Here is a 17,127-nt window from a genome sequence, read left to right on the forward strand (position 1 = left end):
GAGAAAAGGTATGAAGAAAAAGAAGCTAAGTGTTATTCTCGCAGCTGCTTTGGCAGCAGGTACTCTTCTGTCTGCCTGCAGCAAAGACAGCTCCACATCAGAAAACGGCGGCAAAGATGGTCAACCATATGAAATTAAATGGTACACGATTGGAACGCCGCAAAAAGATACAGATAAGGTTTTTGAAGAGGTTAATAAGTATACAAAGGAAAAAATCAACGCCACTGTAAAGATGACACAGATTGACTGGGGCGATTGGGACCAAAAATCTCAAGTGATGATCAATTCAGGGGAAGCAATTGATATTATCTTTACAAATGGCACGTCATATGTTCAAAATGCCCAAAAAGGTGCATTCCTGGCTATAGATGATTTGTTAGATAAGGAAGGTAAAGCACTTAAAGAGGTTATTAACCCTGACCTGCTGGAAGGAAATAAGGTGGACGGAAAACTTTATGGTATCCCTTCAAACAAAGAGGTTGCCAGACAGGATGTTTATACGTTTAACAAACGCCTTGCAGATAAATATAAATTTGACCTTTCAAAAGTGAAAACATTGCAGGACCTTGAACCTATGCTAAAAACAATTAAAGAAAATGAATCTGGAATTACTCCAATGGCAACATTTAAAGCACCTTTACGCTACGACTATGTGTTCAATAATGAAATGCCGTTTGCCTTCCCGTTTGAAGGAGATACAGACAAAGTCATTAATCCATTTGACACAGAGGATGCTATGAAACAATACACAACGATGCGAGAATACTATAAAGCAGGCTATCTGAAGGAAGATGCCGCAACAAGCAAAGACAGCTGGCCGATGGATGTGGAAAACTGGTTTGTCCGCATGGGCGGTTCCCAGCCGTATGCAGATTTATTATGGTCTCGCTCTGCTAAGTACGAAGTAGTGTCAGTTCCTGCTGAGCAGCCGACCATTATTAATGATTCTGTATCTGGTTCCATTCAGGCGATTTCTGCCACATCACAAAATCCGGAAAAAGCCATGGAATTTTTAACACTGCTTAATACAGATCCATATCTTCGCAATCTTGTCGATAAAGGGATTGAAGGAACGCATTATAAGAAAAATGATGATGGCACTATCGAGGACCTTCCAGCTCGTATTGACGGATACAATATGCCATCCTACTCTTTAGGAAACCACTTTATTTTAGATTTGTATAAAGATGATCCAAAGGATAAATGGGAAAAATTCAAAGAGTTTAATGCCTCAGCAGTAAAAGCACCATCACTTGGCTTTAAGTTTAACAGTGATCCTGTCCGCTCTGAGCTTGCGGCCATTACGAATATTTCTCAGGAATTCTACCCAGCTTTGGCAACAGGTTCTGTTGATCCAGAAGAATATTTGCCAAAATTCAATGAAAAGCTGAAAGAGGCTGGTGTGGATAAGGTATTAACCGAAATTCAAAAACAATTTGATGACTGGAAAAGCGCCCAGCAATAAGCAACCAAGTCAAGCTGGATCTTCTCTGCCAGCTTGACATTAACTATATTTTTTTCGATCTCTTCCATTGAATAGACTTAAAACGGTAAACATTGCATACCGAAGGGATTGAAATTGGTAATACAGTCTTATATAAGTTTTCCAAACTTATATGTCGGTCTGACAATTGTTGATCGTTTAAAGTAATCAATAAAGAAGAGGAGAAAAAAATGAAGAAAGCGAAGTTAAGTCTTATTCTCGTAACTATTCTCGTCCTTGGAACGATATTGTCTGCTTGCAGCAAAAACAGTGCCACACAAAGTAACGATGGTAAGGATGAAAAGCCTTATGAAATCAAATGGTACACACTTGGAACACCACAAAAGGATACGGATAAAGTCTTTGCAGAAGTGAACAAATATACAAAGGAAAAAATTAACGCGACCGTGACAATGACACAAATTGACTGGGGAGATTGGGACCAGAAGTCTCAAGTGATGATCAATTCAGGCGAAGAATTTGATATTATCTTCACCTTTGGGAACCCATATGTCCAAAATGCCCAAAAGGGTGCATTTATCGCGGTAGATGATCTGTTAGAAAAGGAAGGGAAAGCACTTAAAGAGCTGATTAACCCTGTTCTGCTGGAAGGAAATAAGGTCGATGGAAAACTTTATGGTATTCCTGCAAATAAAGAGATTGCCAAACAAAATGTTTATACATTTAACAAACGCCTTGTGGACAAATATAACTTTGATCTTTCAAAGGTAAAAACATTGCAGGATCTCGAGCCAATGCTGAAAACAATTAAAGAAAATGAGCCTTCAATAACACCGATTGCTTCATTTAAGGCACCTTTACGCTTTGACATTGTCTTTAATGGTGAAATGCCCTTTGCATTTCCATTTGAAGGGGAAACAGACAAGGTGATTAACCATTTTGAAACAGATACTGCGATGCAACAATTCAAAACGATGCATAAGTACTATAAATCAGGATTTCTTAAAGAAGATGCGGCCACAAGCAGCGAAAACTGGCCATTGGAAGTAGAAAACTGGTTTGTGCGCATGAACTATTACCAGCCGTATGCAGATTTATTATGGTCTCGTTCAGCTAAATATGAGGTAGTATCCATTCCTGCCGAACCGGCTGCGATTGTCAATGATTCTATATCTGGATCGATTCAAGCAATTTCCGCTACCTCAAAAAATCCACAAAAAGCCATGGAATTTCTGACACTCCTTAACACAGATCCATATCTTCGCAATCTTATCGATAAAGGGATTGAAGGAACTCACTACAAAAAGAATGATGATGGTATGATTGAGGATTTGCCTGCGCGTATTGACGGCTATAATATCCCATCCTACACATTAGGCAACAACTATATCCTCGATTTATACAAAGGTGACCCAGAGGATAAATGGGAAAAGTTCGAGGAATTTAATGAATCTGCAGTAAGGGGACCTTCACTAGGCTTTAAATTTAGCAGTGACCCAGTTCGTTCAGAACTCGCAGCCATCACTAACATTACGAAAGAATTCTACCCTGCTCTTGCAACAGGCTCTGTTGACCCAGAAGAATATTTGCCGAAGTTCAATCAGAAATTGAAAGAGGCGGGAGTTGATAAGGTATTAAAGGAGATTCAAAGTCAATTTGACGAGTGGAAAAGCGCTCAAAAATAAGAGTACTAGTAACTTACAAGGTATATTAGCTCATCTTCGATCCTTTCCATTGTGTTAAACTAAAAAAGGTAAACTATCATATTTGAGGGATTGAAAATGAAATTAAAACAAACAGGCCGCTTTCAGCAAAAGATGTTTAATAAGCTTTTTTTAACGTCCTCTATTACGATAATTGTAACCGTTATCATTTTGATTGTAACTATTACAAACTATTATTCTGAAATCATCATTCAGAAGGAAGTGAATGTGAATACAAGGACGATAGAACGGGTAGAGGATTATTTTTCTGCCAAGGATTCAGATGTAAATAAAGCAATTAGAGATATTTATGTTCAAGGAGATCTCATTGATGATATCTCCTTTGCCCTTCATAACGGATATGGAAAATATTTGGAGTATCGCCTTAATCGCTTTACAGAGGACCATTCATATTTTCCTAGCAATCTAGATACTTATTTTAATGGTTTTTTTAGTCAAGATAGTGATATTAATGCAATCAGTCTCCGCTCATTGGATAGTCACAGTGTAGAATATTTGCTTATCAATAATTATCTTCGCTGGAATGAAAGCATGAAGAACGCAGAAGTAACGGAGAACAAACCTGAAGCAAATTTAAGGAGTGCCGGCCTGCCGAAAGGGCGGAGATTAAAGGATACCATCACCAAAAAGGTGGTCATAAATAATCCTGTCACACTGGAGAAAATAGGTGAAATTTCCATCTTTTACTCGACTGAACATTTAGATAAGATGGTCCAAAAGGATGAAGGCGCACCAGCCTCTTTCTTTTTATTGGATGCTGAAGGCAAAACCATTTATTCTCATAATGAAGGTGTGCCATCAGCAATAATCCAGCAATTTAAACAAGAAACGAATGAAACGAAGCTAAGTTATAAATCAAAAAAATTTTACATTAATACAGTTGCCAATAAGGGTGATTATACATTTGTCAGTGTCATAACGAATGAAGGCTGGCAGAAGCTATCGATTGTCAGGGGAACGATGTGGGTCGTCATAATTCTCCTTATAGTCGCAGCCATTTTGATGTCTTATACATTTATGCAAAATTACTCACGCCGCATTAACAAAATAGTATCGACCATTCGTCAAGTGGAAAAGGGAAACCTGGCTGCACGGATTCCTGCATCTGATGAAGAGGATGAATTAGCGAAGATTGCCTTTAATATAAATTCCATGCTCGATGAATTAAATAATTATATTGCCCAATTTTATTTACTTAACTTAAAGCAGCAGCAGGCAGAATTGAAGGCGCTTCAAGCACAGATTAATCCGCACTTTTTATTTAATACGCTTGAAGCCATCAGAATGGTGGCAATGTTGGAGGGTTCTAAAACTTCCAGTAAGATGACCTTTCATTTATCAAAACTGTTCCGCTATTCACTGGAATCGAAAGATATTGTCCCATTATATACCGAGATTGAATATGTTAAACAATATTTAACATTAATGCAGTTTAAACATCCCGATAAGCTGGAGGTTCAGTTTCATTTAGCAGAGGAAGTAGAGCAAACACCTGTGCAAAAATTAATCCTTCAGCCGATTATTGAAAATTACTTTGTACATGGCTTTAAAAAGGATCGAACTGACAATCTCTTAACAATTAGCGGCGTTAAACTTGGCGAAAAAATTGAAATCAGGATTGACGATAATGGGAAGGGCATGTCAGAAGAAAAACTGTCCCAAATTGTTCATCATATTAATTGTGAAGAGGGCGATGAAATGAAATCAATTGGATTAAGAAATATTCATCAGCGTTTAAAGCTAAAATATGGAGACCAATACGGGCTCTCGGTAAAAAGCAGTCCAGCAGTAGGAACAACCGTTATTTTAACCATTCCAGTTCAGGGGATTTACCATGTTTAAAGTACTGTTGGCAGATGACGAACCGATTATTACAAAAGGACTTTCAGCGATTTTGGATTGGGAAGATTACGGATTTGAGATAGTACATACAGCAGAAAGTGGCGAGGAGGCACTCTCTTATATAAAAGAGAATCCGATTGATATTCTCATTTCGGATATTTTAATGGGAGAAATGTCCGGTCTTGATTTAATCCAAGAGGTTAAAAGCATTCGGTCTGACACAAAGAGTATTGTTTTAACAGGTTATCAGGAGTTTGACTATATAAAACGAGGGTTGTTATTAGGGATTGAAAATTATTTAGTTAAGCCTGTTGATGAAGAGGAATTATTAAAAACACTGCAATCTGTCGGACAGAAATTAAAGGTTGCAACTGCTGGCAGCCAGACAAAAGACTCAACTACCATGCTGGATAATACATTATGGGGCTTTCTGACAGGGGAAGTTAGCCAGCATGATTGCTTGGAAAGATTAGCATTGTATAACATTGAATTTAATAAGCCGTTTTATAATGTTTCTATCTTAAATATTGAACATTTTCAGCAGTCTGAAGTGGTAAATCACATCCGTCATTATATTGAAACACAGTACGCTGCCGTATGTCTCCATAATCCGAATCAAGAGATCATCATTATATTTGACGGTTCAAGTGAAGAGGAACTAATAAAGCAAAACCAGCGTCTAGTGACTGACCTCTGCAATGAACAAAAAAGAATAGGCTTATTTTATTTGGCAATGGGCAAACCAGTTCAAATGCTGGATGAATTAAATGAAAGCTTTACGATGGCAAGAGACTGCAGCGCCATGCAGTTATATTTAGAACCTAATGTGCTGATTACAGATAAACAGGCATTAGATCGGCATGATGAACAGAAACAGCAGCAGGAATTCAAAGATTGCCTTGTGAAAATGCTTATGAATGCGGAGGAAGAATCGTTAGCTCTAGTTGATTTATTTTTTAAGAATTTAACAGAAAAAGACAATCTTATCTCGCCGCAAGTAGCGAAAAAATATACATTTGATTTAATCTCTTATATTCATTATTCAGTGCGTCCAGATGATCTTTGTCTTTATACAGCTGTTGTGGAACGGATTGTCTATAGTTCGGATATTGAGCAGATGAGGGACATTTTGACTGAATATTGCTATGAACTGATTCTGACTGTTCATAATCATGTTCATTTGCGAAGTCCAATTGTCCAAAATGTTCTTACCTTTATTCATGCTCACTTTGACCAAGGCTTGTCCTTAAAAACACTAGGGCAGCAATTTCATGTTAATGCTATTTACTTAGGTCAGTTATTCCAAAAGGAAGTAGGAGTTGTCTTTTCAGAATACCTTAATCGTTATCGCTTGGAAAAAGCGAAGGAATTATTGAAAGCCACTCATTACAGGGCAGGCGATATTGGGAAAAAAGTAGGTTATTCTGATACGACTTATTTTTATAAGCAATTTAAGAAAATGGTTGGCACAACTCCGAGTGAGTGGCGGAAAATTTAAAAAAGGAAGCGGTGATAAATTTGAAATATCTTTTTCCTGAAAAATTTTGGTGGGGAAGTGCGGCATCTGGTCCGCAAACAGAAGGAGCAGCTATGATTGATGGCAGAAAGGAAAGTATGTGGGATTTTTGGTATAGCCAAGATCCTGAATGCTTTCATCATGGCGTCGGACCGACCCATACATCAGATTTCTATCATCGATTTAAAGAAGATATTCAGTTAATGAAAGAAACGGGTCATAACTCTTTTCGCACATCTATCCAATGGTCACGGTTAATCCCAAATGGAACCGGGGAAGTAAACGAGAAGGCTGTTGATTTCTACAATCAGGTCATTGATGAGCTGCTGGCAAATGATATCGAACCATTTATAAATTTATACCACTTTGATATGCCAATGTGCATGCAGGAAATAGGCGGCTGGGAGAACCGAAACGTGATTGATGCCTATGTGAACTATGCTACTACCTGTTTTCGGTTATTTGGAGATCGTGTGAAGTATTGGTTTACCTTCAATGAACCTATTGTGCCTGTCGAGGCTAGTTATTTATATGATTTGCATTATCCTAATGTAACTGATTTTAAGCGGGCGGCCATCGTTGCCCATCATACCATTGTCGCTCATGCAAAAGCCGTCGAGGCATTTAGGAAATTAGAGTTAGCTGGGAAAATCGGCATTATTCTTAACTTAACACCCTCTTATCCAAGAAGCGAGGACAAAGAGGATAGGGCAGCAGCTCATATTGCAGATGTATTCTTTAACCGCAGTTTTCTCGACCCAGTCACAAAGGGGGTATATCCTCGTGAATTGGTTGAAATTTTACAAGCAAGAGAGTTGCTTCCGCCTGTTGAGGCCGATGATTTGGAGGTAATCCGCAATAATCCGATTGATATTTTAGGAGTGAACTACTATCAGCCTCGCCGCGTAAAAGCGAAAGAAACCCAAGAATCAGAAAATGCTCCGTTTATGCCTGAACATCTATTTGATCCTTATATTATGCCAGGCCGAAAAATCAATCCCCACCGCGGCTGGGAGATTGCAGAGGAAGTAATTTACGATATTATGATTGATATTCGTGATAATTATGAAAACATACCTTTTTTTATCTCAGAAAATGGTATGGGGGTTGAAGGGGAGGAAAAGTTCCGCAATGACGCAGGATATATTGAGGACGATTACCGAATTGAGTTTGTGAGAGAGCATTTGCAATGGGTGCATAAAGGTATACAGGAAGGAGCCAATTGCCTTGGATACCATATGTGGACATTTATGGATAACTGGTCATGGACAAACGCTTATAAGAACCGCTACGGATTTGTAGAGGTAGATTTAAAGAATAGCCTGAAACGTACTGTGAAAAAATCAGGGCGATGGTACAAGCAGCTGGCAGAAAATAACGGATTTTAACAGAATGGAGAGTGAAATTCTGATGGAAGCCTATATGGTATTCGATATTGGCGGCACCTTTATCAAATACGCAGTAATGGATGAGTCTGCCAGAAAACTAAGAAGTGGCAAGCTGGCAACACCTAAGGATGGACTGGACAGTTTCTTGCAGACCATACAAAGAGTAGCAGAGGAAAATGCTGCTGACTTTGAGTTGCAAGGAATAGCAGTAAGCTCACCAGGGGCGGTCGATATAAAAACAGGTTATATTGGCGGAGCGAGCGCTATCCCCTATATACATGGGGTAAACATGACAGCACTCATCAGAGAAAAGACCAGACTTCGGACAGTAATAGAAAATGACGCGAATTGTGCAGCCTTGGCAGAAGGCTGGTTAGGAGCAGCCAAAGCAACAGATTACTATATTTGTATTGTAATAGGAACAGGAATAGGCGGCAGTATCGTCCTCAATCAAACCATTTTACGCGGCGCCAATCTTCACGGCGGAGAGTTCGGCTGCATGATAATGGGAGCACCAGCACAAGAGCCACTACAAGGCACATGGAGCCTTGCAGCTTCCACGAATGCTCTAGTAGAGGAAGTAAAAAAGAGAAAACAGATAGAAGAAGGAACATTCGATGGAGAAGCTGTATTCCGCTTAGCAAAAGAAGGCGATTCGATTGCCAAAGAATGCATTGCTGAATTTTATAAAAGGCTTGCCATCGGTATATATAATTTGAAATATGCCCTCGACCCTGAAAAAATCCTAATTGGCGGCGGAGTCAGCAGCCGTCCAGAAGTAATAGAGGGAATTAACCGTGAATTACAGCAGCTGCGAAATGATGTTTCTACCTTACAAATAGAAGTGGAAGCTTGTCAGTTTGGAAATGATGCAAATTTAGTCGGAGCGTTGTTTCATTTTCTTAATACCAAGTATTGATAATTGCCCACCTATATTAAGTGCTGAAATGCACTTGAATATAGGTGGGTTTTATTTTTTATGGATGCGAAAAAAGATATAAATATATCCATTTAATACTTAACACTAGAAGAAACGAAAGGGAAAGATATCGCCTTTGCAGGCAGCCTGTCCCAATTATTCCTCATAAGTAATATTAAGTAATGCTATACTCACAATATAGAGTTCTCCTGTTGTCCATTGCTCATATATCCCCCCATTTTCCTCAACAGCCTTAATGACATTTCGTATCCCTATTCCCTCAACCAATCGATTTTTACGTGTATAAATTTCTGTTGTATCAAAATTATTGGATATTTCAATTGTTAAGTTATTTTTGAAGTAATCTATTTCTAAAGTTACTTCCTTATGTTCAGTTACTGATAATCGTTTGCATGCATGAATAGAATTATCTAATAGATTTCCAAATATGGCCACTAGCACATCGTCATGTAAATTGACTTTTCTCGGCAAAAAGGCTTTAATATTTAATTCTATTCCTTCTGAATTTGCATATGTATATTTTTCATTTAACAAAAAGTTTAAAGTATGATTTTCAGTAAAAATGTTAGTGCAATCATTTGTCAAAGCAGAAAGCGATTGGCTGATAGAATTAATTGCTTCTTCAACTTTTCCTTTTTGTAATTTGCTTAAAAGCACCAAATATTGATTTTTTAAATCATGGTTAATGGCCTGGATTTTAGTTTGTGACTTTTTTACTTGATCATAAAATTTCATTTCATTCGCTAGTGTCCTATTTTGTATAGTAGTTTGAACAAACTTCTCATAATGATTTGATAAGCTCACGTAAAGATATAAGATACATAAGTTCATATATACTATCCCAATAAACATAAGTGGAATTAATGTATGTGGAAGATTTTTTGTGCTTATTTCATTAATAAATATTACACATAACGTAAGTATGGATACGGAGGGGATAGAGGTTAGAGCTGTGACTTTAAATAGATCTAAATTGTGATTGGACCTATTTCTTTCATAAACTTTTAGTTTTATAAGTACAATGCAAATTAGTTCTATTATAGTAGAAACACTTGTACTTGCAGAAACAAATAATAAATCAAATGGTGAAATTTGCTCAAATGGAAAGAAATAAGAGAGAATTAAATAACCTGCATATTCACATCCTATTGATATAACTAGGAGAACAGTTGCCCAAAAAGTTGCTTTTTTTAAAGGGACATAATTTCTGACACCTACTGTTATTAAAATGAATATGGTTATAGCAATATTTAGAAAAGGGACAATTTGAATAGAAACAATAAAGCGCATTACACAAAAAATAAGAAGAAGAGCCAGTAATAATATATTTATTTTAGAGAGGTAACTTCTTTTTATTTTATTATAATTGGAGAAAAAATAATTTGCTAGAAGGATATGAGCACATAAATTTAATATTATTAATAGAATCATCGTATTTTTTCTCTCAATTTAAGCAATATTGATTTTCTTGCTGTCGTCTTATAGTTTTTACTGATCGGAACCCAAATGTCTGAACCTTTTTCCATATTAAGTGTAAGGTAATCGTTTCGAATTTCCCTAACAAAACGAATATTAATAATGTAGGAATTATGAACTCTTACAAAGGTATCATCTAAATTAGATATTAGTTCTCTGGTTGTCATCATAACGGAGTGTTCTTCATCTATTGTGTGGATTAATACTTTTCGCATTCTTTTTTCGAAATAGACTATTTCTTGTAGTGGAAGAGAATAGTCCACTTTATTATATTGAAATACGAAGTGTTTCTCTTCAAAGTTAAGGTATTTTATAACCTTATCTAAAACGGGGAATAGCTCCTGTTCTGTCAAAGGTTTTAAGATAAAATCAAATGTATGTAGCTTAAAAACTTCCATAGCATAATTATCGTAGCTTGTTACAAAAACGATAGGAACATTAACATCAAATTCACGGATTCTGCTTGCTATTTCCAAACCAGAACTCTCAGGAAATTCAATATCTAAAATGAATAAATGGTAGTTTGATTTTGGAAGTATTTCTATAAGTTTGGTTGCATTATAGAAAACATCAACAGAAAAATTCGGATTATATCTTTTTATAAGGACTTCTGTTTGGCTAGTGACCTCAAAGACATCATCGCATATTGCTATATTTAACAATCTTAACACCTCCTGTAATATGCAACTCCATTTTACCCCCAGCCGTTTCATTTTAGCAATCATCCTTTGTGATTTATTGCACATATTTTTTATTGTATTTAGGTTATTACATATAAATGGACAATTATTACTCGCTTTATAGAGAGAAGAGTATTTGTGATATTCTTCGCGTATGTGGACAAAGTATGTTCGTTAAAGTGTTTTTCGTAGAAGAAAGATACTCAAATAATAGAATAACTTTGTTGCAAATTTACCAATCCTTCTGTAGAGGATGAGGGGGTGATAAATATGAAAAAAGTAACAGTACGGCGTGCGTCCAAAGTAGAAGCTACAGCATGGTGGATTATTTTCTAATGTAGATAATGGCACAACGCAAAAATTGGCACTAAGTTGGTATATCAGACCATAATCTATGTGAAAATATCATTAACTTAGTGCTATCTATTTAACTGATAACATTTTTGGAGAGGAACTATGAAATATAAAAACCCTCGGATTAAACCAATTTATCCATTGTATAGATTAAATCAAGACGAATTTAGAATTGGAGCGCAGCTTGGCATTACAGCAGAGTTTAATGATCCAGATCAGCAGATGTGGGAGTTAGCAAAAAGGTTGGATGGACGCGATATTAAAGAAATCTTTAATGAAGTTAGAGAATTGTTTCCAGAACTAACCGTAACAGATATTTTAGAGGGAATCCAGTTATTGGATGAAGAAGGTTTTATTGAAGAAACACATCTAGATGTTGAAAAAACAGTTCCTGAACGTTACAAACCGAATGTAAATTATTTTAGTCGATTTATTGGAACTAGAAGAAAACGTTTTGACATTCAACAAAAAATAAATGAAACATCAATTTTGTTATTAGGTCTTGGAGGTGGAGGTTCAAATATTCTAACTCTTCTTGCTGGATTAGGTCCAAAGAAAGTTATCATTGTAGATTATGATATCGTTGAAGAAGGAAACTTAGGTAGGCAGCTGATATATCGGGAAAAAGACATTGGTAAACTTAAAACGGAAGTAGCACAACAAGCTTTCAAAGAAATGAACTCAACAATAGAAATAGAAGCACATAATCTTAAAATTACAACACCAGAAGATTTGATAACTTTGGCTGAAGGAATAGATTTAGTAATCTGTGCTATTGATGAACCACCATTCATAGCACAAAGAATTGTAAATCAAGCAATTGTTCGTACTAATTTACCTTGTGTTTTTGGGGCTTCTCAAGTAAGTCGCGGAAGAATTTTTACAGTTCTACCTAAGGTAACTGGTTGTTTCGATTGTCTAAACTTGCAATACAGCATAAATGATCCACAATTTGTTGAACAATTTATAGGTTTTAGAAATATTAACTTTTCTCCACCAACTGTTGCATATGCACCTGGGATTTACCAGTTGACTGCAGCTATAGTCGATGAAGCAGTAAGAGTAATAACTGGTTATGCTCAACCTAGAAGTTTGGGAACGCAATATGAAATAAATTTTGAAGATGGTTCTTCATTTACTCATCCCACTTGGAATAGATATGAAGAACAATGTCCAACCTGTGGAAATGGGAATATTTACGACTGGGAAATATTTCAATATTATGAGAACAAGAAATAATTAAAGTGCGGTGAAAGTATGCCAAGTAAAATGATTGTAAAACACATAGCAAGTAGAAATTTAAAAAATGGAAAAGCTGTTATTATAGCTTCCGATTCCATTCCACTAGTTGTTGATAGAGAAATTGCTGACTCATTAATAAAAAATCCCATGTTTTTAAATAACTGTAATCCAGATGTACGATCATTATTTGAAGAAAGTGGGTATTTTCGGAAATTTGATGAGGAAGCGAACATACTCCCAATTGAACAAACTACAACCAGGTGGAACTTTTATCGGAAGCTTTCATTATTAGTTGGTATACTTTCGCTTATTATTATTATATTTGCTCTTCCTTTTACTGGTGGAATTCCAACTGGCAATAAAATATTAGCACAAAATGTGCACTTTTTTTATACTTTTCTGTTTGTTATTTTTGTCTCTGTATTATCAAGTCTTTTACATGAGTATATGCATATTTTTTTCTCGAATTCTGCTAAGAGATCCAAAGATATAATTAAGATACGATTTATAAAATCGACAGCAACCGTTTCAATGTCACATATATGGGTTTGGTCACTTTTCCCCAGATTTATTGCTTTATCAGCTGGTTTAATTTCGGATTTATTCCTATTAGCAATAGTTACAGTAACACAAGTTTTTATTGCAAATTGGATTTTAATAGTGACATCGGCTGTTTTGTGGGTTCGGATTTTGTGGCAATTTCGTTTTCACAAAAAATGTGATGGTCAATTAATCTTTCAAACATTGTTGGACAACCCATTATTTGGTGATATGACTGCACTTACTGATAATTCTTTAGAGCAAAGGAAAGAAAAAAGATTAATGAGGATTCTTAAGTTTATAGGTTATACCATCAATATTCTCCTTTTAATATTCTGGTGTTTACCCTTTTTTTTGAGTATTTATAGATACTTTGCTAATTAAGTCTCTAAGAATAAGCAATTAAATAAGTCAGATATTTATCGAGGTGGCTATGGCACAACAAGAAAATAATTTACAGATAATATCATTGAAAAAGGTTTATAAAAAAAATAGAATTGTGGCTAATTTCGACATTACCTTGTCGTTTAAGGCTGGAGAGGTTGTTGCGTTAATAGGGCATAATGGTGCTGGGAAATCAACGCTGTTAAACCAAATTTTAGGATTGGTAAAACCAACTTCTGGAGTAATCCAATTTAATAAAGTAAATATTATTGATAATCCACAAAAAGCAAGAGCTTTTGTTTCTTTAATGCCTCAATTTCAAGCACCATTAAATGGTGTTACGATGAAACAAGCGGTTGAATCGATTTTTTTAATTCGTGGTGGAAGAAGTAAAGAAATGCAAACGATAGTGAATAGTCTCTTGAAAGATTTACAAATTGAGAATTATGCATTACATTCGGGTGATAAACTTTCTGGAGGTTTACAGAGACTAACTTCCTTTGCGATGACTGTAGTTTCTCCATCACCAATTTTGTTATTTGATGAACCGACAAATGATGTTGATCCAATACGTCGGAAGTTAATCTGGCAATATATGAAAAAACTCGCTAATAACGGGCATATTGTTCTTGTTGTATCTCATAATTTACTTGAAATAGAACAGTATGCAGATAGATACATCATGCTAGAAGAGGGGCAAGTTATTAAAGAATCAGACCTCCGATCATATCCAGCAAAATCCGTAAGTCTTTTAAGTATCTTTATTCTAGATACTGATATTTTAAGTGAAATACCTGTAGATATAGAGATTAAATATACAGAAAAAGAGCTTAGAGCAGATTTAATTTTAAATCCAGAGCAAATTTTAAATACATTGGATTGGGCACTGCAATTGCTTAAGTTGGGGAGGATTTCTAACTATAAACTTTCTCCGATTTCTCTGGAATATTCTTACGGAGGTCTAAAGACATGAGGGATAATCTGATTGAGAATCCGATTTCTAATCAATTAATAAGTTTGATTAGGTGGAGTATATTGCGTCATAAGCATCTATTAGTTGTTTTTTCATTTGCACAGATAGTTCTTTCGTTAGCAATAGTATATGGATTAGCACTAATGCTTCCAGATATAGATGAAGAAACAGCTATTTATCTATCTTCTGGATCAATCACATTGGGAATAATTGCTGTTGGTTGTGTACTATCAGGCCAAATTATAAACACAGCTAAGCAAGAAGGAATTATCTATTATCAAAAAACTTTACCAGTCTATCGTTTAAATATTATTTTTGCTGACATTATTATATGGGGTCTTGCTTCGTTACCGGGAATTTTTATGAGTTGTTTAGCGGCGATTTTTCGATTTCATTTAACTATTGAAGTTTCTATACAATGTTTATTAGCTATCGCTATTATACAAATTAGTATGATTTGTATTGGATTTGCCATAGCCTATTGGTTTTCGGCAAACATTGTTGCCTTAGTCACGCAAATAATTATGATTGGTGGCTTACTCTTTTCGCCTATTTTGTATCCAACAAATAGATTGCCGATATGGACAAAAGTGATTTACGAAAATCTGCCATTTGTGCCAGCAAGTAAGCTTATTAGATCGACTTTATTTAACAATGGAACAGTTTCTATTCGGGATGTAGTGGTGGTATCAATCTGGGGAATAGTTACTATGCTGTTATCATTAATTGCATTGTCGAGGAGAGAGTAATTAATGGAAAGAATCAATGTAACAAATTTATATAAAACAATTGAGAATCAAGGATTATTAAATAATGCAAATTTAAGGGTTGATAATGGCGAGATTTGCGCAGTAATCGGTCCTAACGGAGCAGGAAAAACATCCTTAATTAAATGCATTTTAGGTCTTTTGAAGCAAGATGTTGGCGACATTCTAATTAATGGACAACAAATGTCTACTATTACACGCAATGACCTTTTAAGAGAGATAGGCACAGTTTTACAGTTCCCGTTAATCATCGGAAAATTAACCGTTGAACAAGTATTTAATGAGCACTTTCACTATTATGAAGTAAATACAACTGGAGCTATCCAAGATTTATTAAAAAAAGTTGAGTTGCCAGTTTCCATGAACAGCTTAGCTAAAAACCTATCCTTAGGCATGAAACAACGTTTATTATTGAGTTTAGCCTTGGCTCATCAACCGAAAATATTAATACTTGATGAACCTTTTAATGGGTTAGATGTGGATGGAATTAAGCTAATAAAAGATATTTTAAAAGCGTTTGCTGCAATGGGGAATAGTGTTCTTATAACGAGTCATTCATTAAGTGAACTGCAAGATTTAGCAACTAATGTAGTCTTTATGAAGAATGGCACAACAACTTCGAATCAAAAGATGGGAGATATTGTTCGAGATTTTGAAGGTGGATTGCTCCAATATTATGAGAAATCAAAAACTGTTGCAAATGTGGAGGGAGAACGGAGATGAAGAGACACTATAATTATGAGAAGAGAAAGCTAACACCTATTAGGTATACTATTTTTTTAATAGCTTTCCTATCACAATTAGTATTTCTATTCTTCTTTGCGATTGTTGGTCACTTTGAGTCTGGCGACTCCTCAAGTGATATATTAAAAAATATATCGGGTATTGGGGGCTTAGCTAGTACAATAACAATGTGTATTCTAGCTATATACGGTGCTGTACTGCTTAATAAAATTATTATTGAAAATTATATTGGAGAGAATCGTATTCGTGTTTATTTATATCCATATGGCAGAAAGAAATTGTTTTTATTAAAAGTAAAATGCTTCGTATTGGTATTTTTAAAATTTCAGTTCCTAGGACTTGTTCTTTCGAATGTCATTTTTTTATTAGTAGAGTTTGTTTTTCCTATTGTGAATTCTGGAGAAGGAATATTTTCAAATTTATTAATGGCAATAAACAGCTCTATAGCTAGTTCGTTGATAACTTTGGTTGTTATTCTATTTTCTGGGGTTATTGGTATTCGTTTTTCATCACTGCCAGCAACGATTGTTTCTAGTATAGTACTGGTTGTTATTTTAGGAAATTTAATTGCAATGTCCTTTGCAGCTAACGTATTTCTCTGTCTGCTAGTTGCGATAGCTTTAACAGTTCTAATCTATTTCATCATTGTATATGCGGGAGTTCGGATTGAAAATGAGGATGTTGTATAGTTGCTAATTAGAATGATATAAGTATGGGAAGAACCTTTTCAGAAGCATTCACCTCAAATAATGACTTCTGCTGTTAAAGGTTCTTTCCGATAAGCTTCCGTCAATTTCTATTCTTATTAATTTAAAGCAAATTTAAGTCAAACTTCTGCCTGTCATTTGATCAACCTTATAATAGGTTTCCCTTCGTACTGGTTTTCCCGACATTTTTGGATACATCAAAAGGGTGTACGCGTTTCTCCGCTATTGAAGCCCCTTCATAAGTCTGCTCCCAGCAAAAACAGTTCTTTATTTTAACCAATGAATCTATGCTTTTACCAATAGGATGAGAAGTATAGTCCTGATAAAATTATGTAAGGGTTTACATATTATTTAGGCATCTATTGAAAATAACGTCTCAAAAGGGGGGAGAGTAGCACTTATTCCA

At 35.5% G+C, this 17,127-nt stretch carries 14 protein-coding genes; 12 read left to right on the top strand and 2 right to left on the bottom strand.

Going from position 1 to position 17,127, the window contains the following annotated elements; translation table 11 throughout:
- Window positions 1-10 precede the first annotated feature (10 nt).
- The 6 genes from MKX82_RS23240 (at window position 11) to MKX82_RS23265 (ending at window position 8,833) form a co-directional block, all read left to right on the top strand.
- Window positions 11-1,465, top strand: coding sequence for an ABC transporter substrate-binding protein (locus MKX82_RS23240; protein ID WP_341080450.1), 1,455 nt, complete (start codon window positions 11-13; stop codon window positions 1,463-1,465).
- Between the two features lie 209 nt (window positions 1,466-1,674).
- Window positions 1,675-3,129 carry an ABC transporter substrate-binding protein gene (locus MKX82_RS23245; protein ID WP_233315546.1) on the top strand — a complete coding sequence of 485 codons (1,455 nt, stop codon included), beginning with the start codon at window positions 1,675-1,677 and terminating at the stop codon, window positions 3,127-3,129.
- A gap of 96 nt (window positions 3,130-3,225) precedes the next feature.
- Complete coding sequence (locus MKX82_RS23250; protein ID WP_233315545.1) at window positions 3,226-5,010, top strand: sensor histidine kinase; 1,785 nt, start codon at window positions 3,226-3,228, stop codon at window positions 5,008-5,010.
- Window positions 5,003-6,508 (top strand): response regulator transcription factor, encoded by a 1,506-nt coding sequence (locus MKX82_RS23255; RefSeq protein WP_341080456.1) that lies wholly within the window; start codon window positions 5,003-5,005, stop codon window positions 6,506-6,508. Before MKX82_RS23250 ends, MKX82_RS23255 begins: the two co-directional genes overlap by 8 nt.
- A 20-nt stretch (window positions 6,509-6,528) precedes the next feature.
- Window positions 6,529-7,914, top strand: coding sequence for a glycoside hydrolase family 1 protein (locus MKX82_RS23260; RefSeq protein ID WP_341080458.1), 1,386 nt, complete (start codon window positions 6,529-6,531; stop codon window positions 7,912-7,914).
- Between the two features lie 4 nt (window positions 7,915-7,918).
- On the top strand, window positions 7,919-8,833 hold the full coding sequence (locus MKX82_RS23265) for an ROK family protein (protein ID WP_341080460.1): 915 nt from the start codon (window positions 7,919-7,921) through the stop codon (window positions 8,831-8,833).
- 156 nt (window positions 8,834-8,989) lie between these two features.
- Here the strand turns inward: MKX82_RS23265 and MKX82_RS23270 are convergent, their stop codons facing one another.
- Together MKX82_RS23270 and MKX82_RS23275 are read right to left on the bottom strand one after the other, a co-directional pair.
- Complete coding sequence (locus tag MKX82_RS23270; RefSeq protein ID WP_341080462.1) at window positions 8,990-10,285, bottom strand: sensor histidine kinase; 1,296 nt, start codon at window positions 10,283-10,285, stop codon at window positions 8,990-8,992.
- Entirely contained in the window at window positions 10,282-10,992 is a 711-nt protein-coding gene (locus MKX82_RS23275; RefSeq protein ID WP_341080464.1) for a LytR/AlgR family response regulator transcription factor, read from the bottom strand. The genes MKX82_RS23270 and MKX82_RS23275 overlap by 4 nt, the downstream gene beginning before the upstream one ends.
- Window positions 10,993-11,466: 474 nt before the next feature.
- Between MKX82_RS23275 and MKX82_RS23280 the strand changes: the two genes are divergently transcribed.
- The 6 genes from MKX82_RS23280 to MKX82_RS23305 are packed head-to-tail and all read left to right on the top strand — an operon-like array spanning window position 11,467 to window position 16,703.
- The gene (locus tag MKX82_RS23280) at window positions 11,467-12,603 is read left to right on the top strand and encodes a ThiF family adenylyltransferase (protein ID WP_341080465.1); all 1,137 of its coding nucleotides are present in this window, start codon (window positions 11,467-11,469) and stop codon (window positions 12,601-12,603) included.
- Between the two features lie 18 nt (window positions 12,604-12,621).
- The gene (locus MKX82_RS23285; RefSeq protein WP_341080467.1) at window positions 12,622-13,530 is read left to right on the top strand and encodes a hypothetical protein; all 909 of its coding nucleotides are present in this window, start codon (window positions 12,622-12,624) and stop codon (window positions 13,528-13,530) included.
- A 49-nt stretch (window positions 13,531-13,579) separates the two neighbouring features.
- A complete protein-coding gene (locus tag MKX82_RS23290) occupies window positions 13,580-14,503 on the top strand; it encodes an ABC transporter ATP-binding protein (RefSeq protein ID WP_341080469.1) in 924 nt (307 codons plus the stop codon).
- Window positions 14,500-15,252, top strand: a complete 753-nt coding sequence (locus tag MKX82_RS23295; RefSeq protein WP_341080471.1) for an ABC transporter permease — start codon at window positions 14,500-14,502, stop codon at window positions 15,250-15,252. The genes MKX82_RS23290 and MKX82_RS23295 overlap by 4 nt, the downstream gene beginning before the upstream one ends.
- A 3-nt stretch (window positions 15,253-15,255) precedes the next feature.
- Complete coding sequence (locus tag MKX82_RS23300) at window positions 15,256-15,993, top strand: ABC transporter ATP-binding protein (protein ID WP_341080473.1); 738 nt, start codon at window positions 15,256-15,258, stop codon at window positions 15,991-15,993.
- Window positions 15,990-16,703 (top strand): hypothetical protein, encoded by a 714-nt coding sequence (locus MKX82_RS23305; protein WP_341080475.1) that lies wholly within the window; start codon window positions 15,990-15,992, stop codon window positions 16,701-16,703. Before MKX82_RS23300 ends, MKX82_RS23305 begins: the two co-directional genes overlap by 4 nt.
- The last annotated feature ends 424 nt before the right edge of the window (window positions 16,704-17,127 follow it).

Source organism: Niallia sp. FSL R7-0271 (genome assembly GCF_038005785.1).
Classification (GTDB): domain Bacteria; phylum Bacillota; class Bacilli; order Bacillales; family Cytobacillaceae; genus Niallia.

What these genes read in the sequence shown, in the direction of transcription:
- MKX82_RS23240 (WP_341080450.1), top strand. Translation starts at nt 11, where the DNA reads ATGAAGAAAAAGAAGCTAAGTGTTATTCTCGCAGCTGCTTTGGCAGCA.
- MKX82_RS23245 (WP_233315546.1), top strand. Translation starts at nt 1,675, where the DNA reads ATGAAGAAAGCGAAGTTAAGTCTTATTCTCGTAACTATTCTCGTCCTT.
- MKX82_RS23250 (WP_233315545.1), top strand. Translation starts at nt 3,226, where the DNA reads ATGAAATTAAAACAAACAGGCCGCTTTCAGCAAAAGATGTTTAATAAG.
- MKX82_RS23255 (WP_341080456.1), top strand. Translation starts at nt 5,003, where the DNA reads ATGTTTAAAGTACTGTTGGCAGATGACGAACCGATTATTACAAAAGGA.
- MKX82_RS23265 (WP_341080460.1), top strand. Translation starts at nt 7,919, where the DNA reads ATGGAGAGTGAAATTCTGATGGAAGCCTATATGGTATTCGATATTGGC.
- MKX82_RS23270 (WP_341080462.1), bottom strand. Translation starts at nt 10,285, where the DNA reads ATGATTCTATTAATAATATTAAATTTATGTGCTCATATCCTTCTAGCA.
- MKX82_RS23280 (WP_341080465.1), top strand. Translation starts at nt 11,467, where the DNA reads ATGAAATATAAAAACCCTCGGATTAAACCAATTTATCCATTGTATAGA.
- MKX82_RS23285 (WP_341080467.1), top strand. Translation starts at nt 12,622, where the DNA reads ATGCCAAGTAAAATGATTGTAAAACACATAGCAAGTAGAAATTTAAAA.
- MKX82_RS23290 (WP_341080469.1), top strand. Translation starts at nt 13,580, where the DNA reads ATGGCACAACAAGAAAATAATTTACAGATAATATCATTGAAAAAGGTT.
- MKX82_RS23295 (WP_341080471.1), top strand. Translation starts at nt 14,500, where the DNA reads ATGAGGGATAATCTGATTGAGAATCCGATTTCTAATCAATTAATAAGT.
- MKX82_RS23300 (WP_341080473.1), top strand. Translation starts at nt 15,256, where the DNA reads ATGGAAAGAATCAATGTAACAAATTTATATAAAACAATTGAGAATCAA.
- MKX82_RS23305 (WP_341080475.1), top strand. Translation starts at nt 15,990, where the DNA reads ATGAAGAGACACTATAATTATGAGAAGAGAAAGCTAACACCTATTAGG.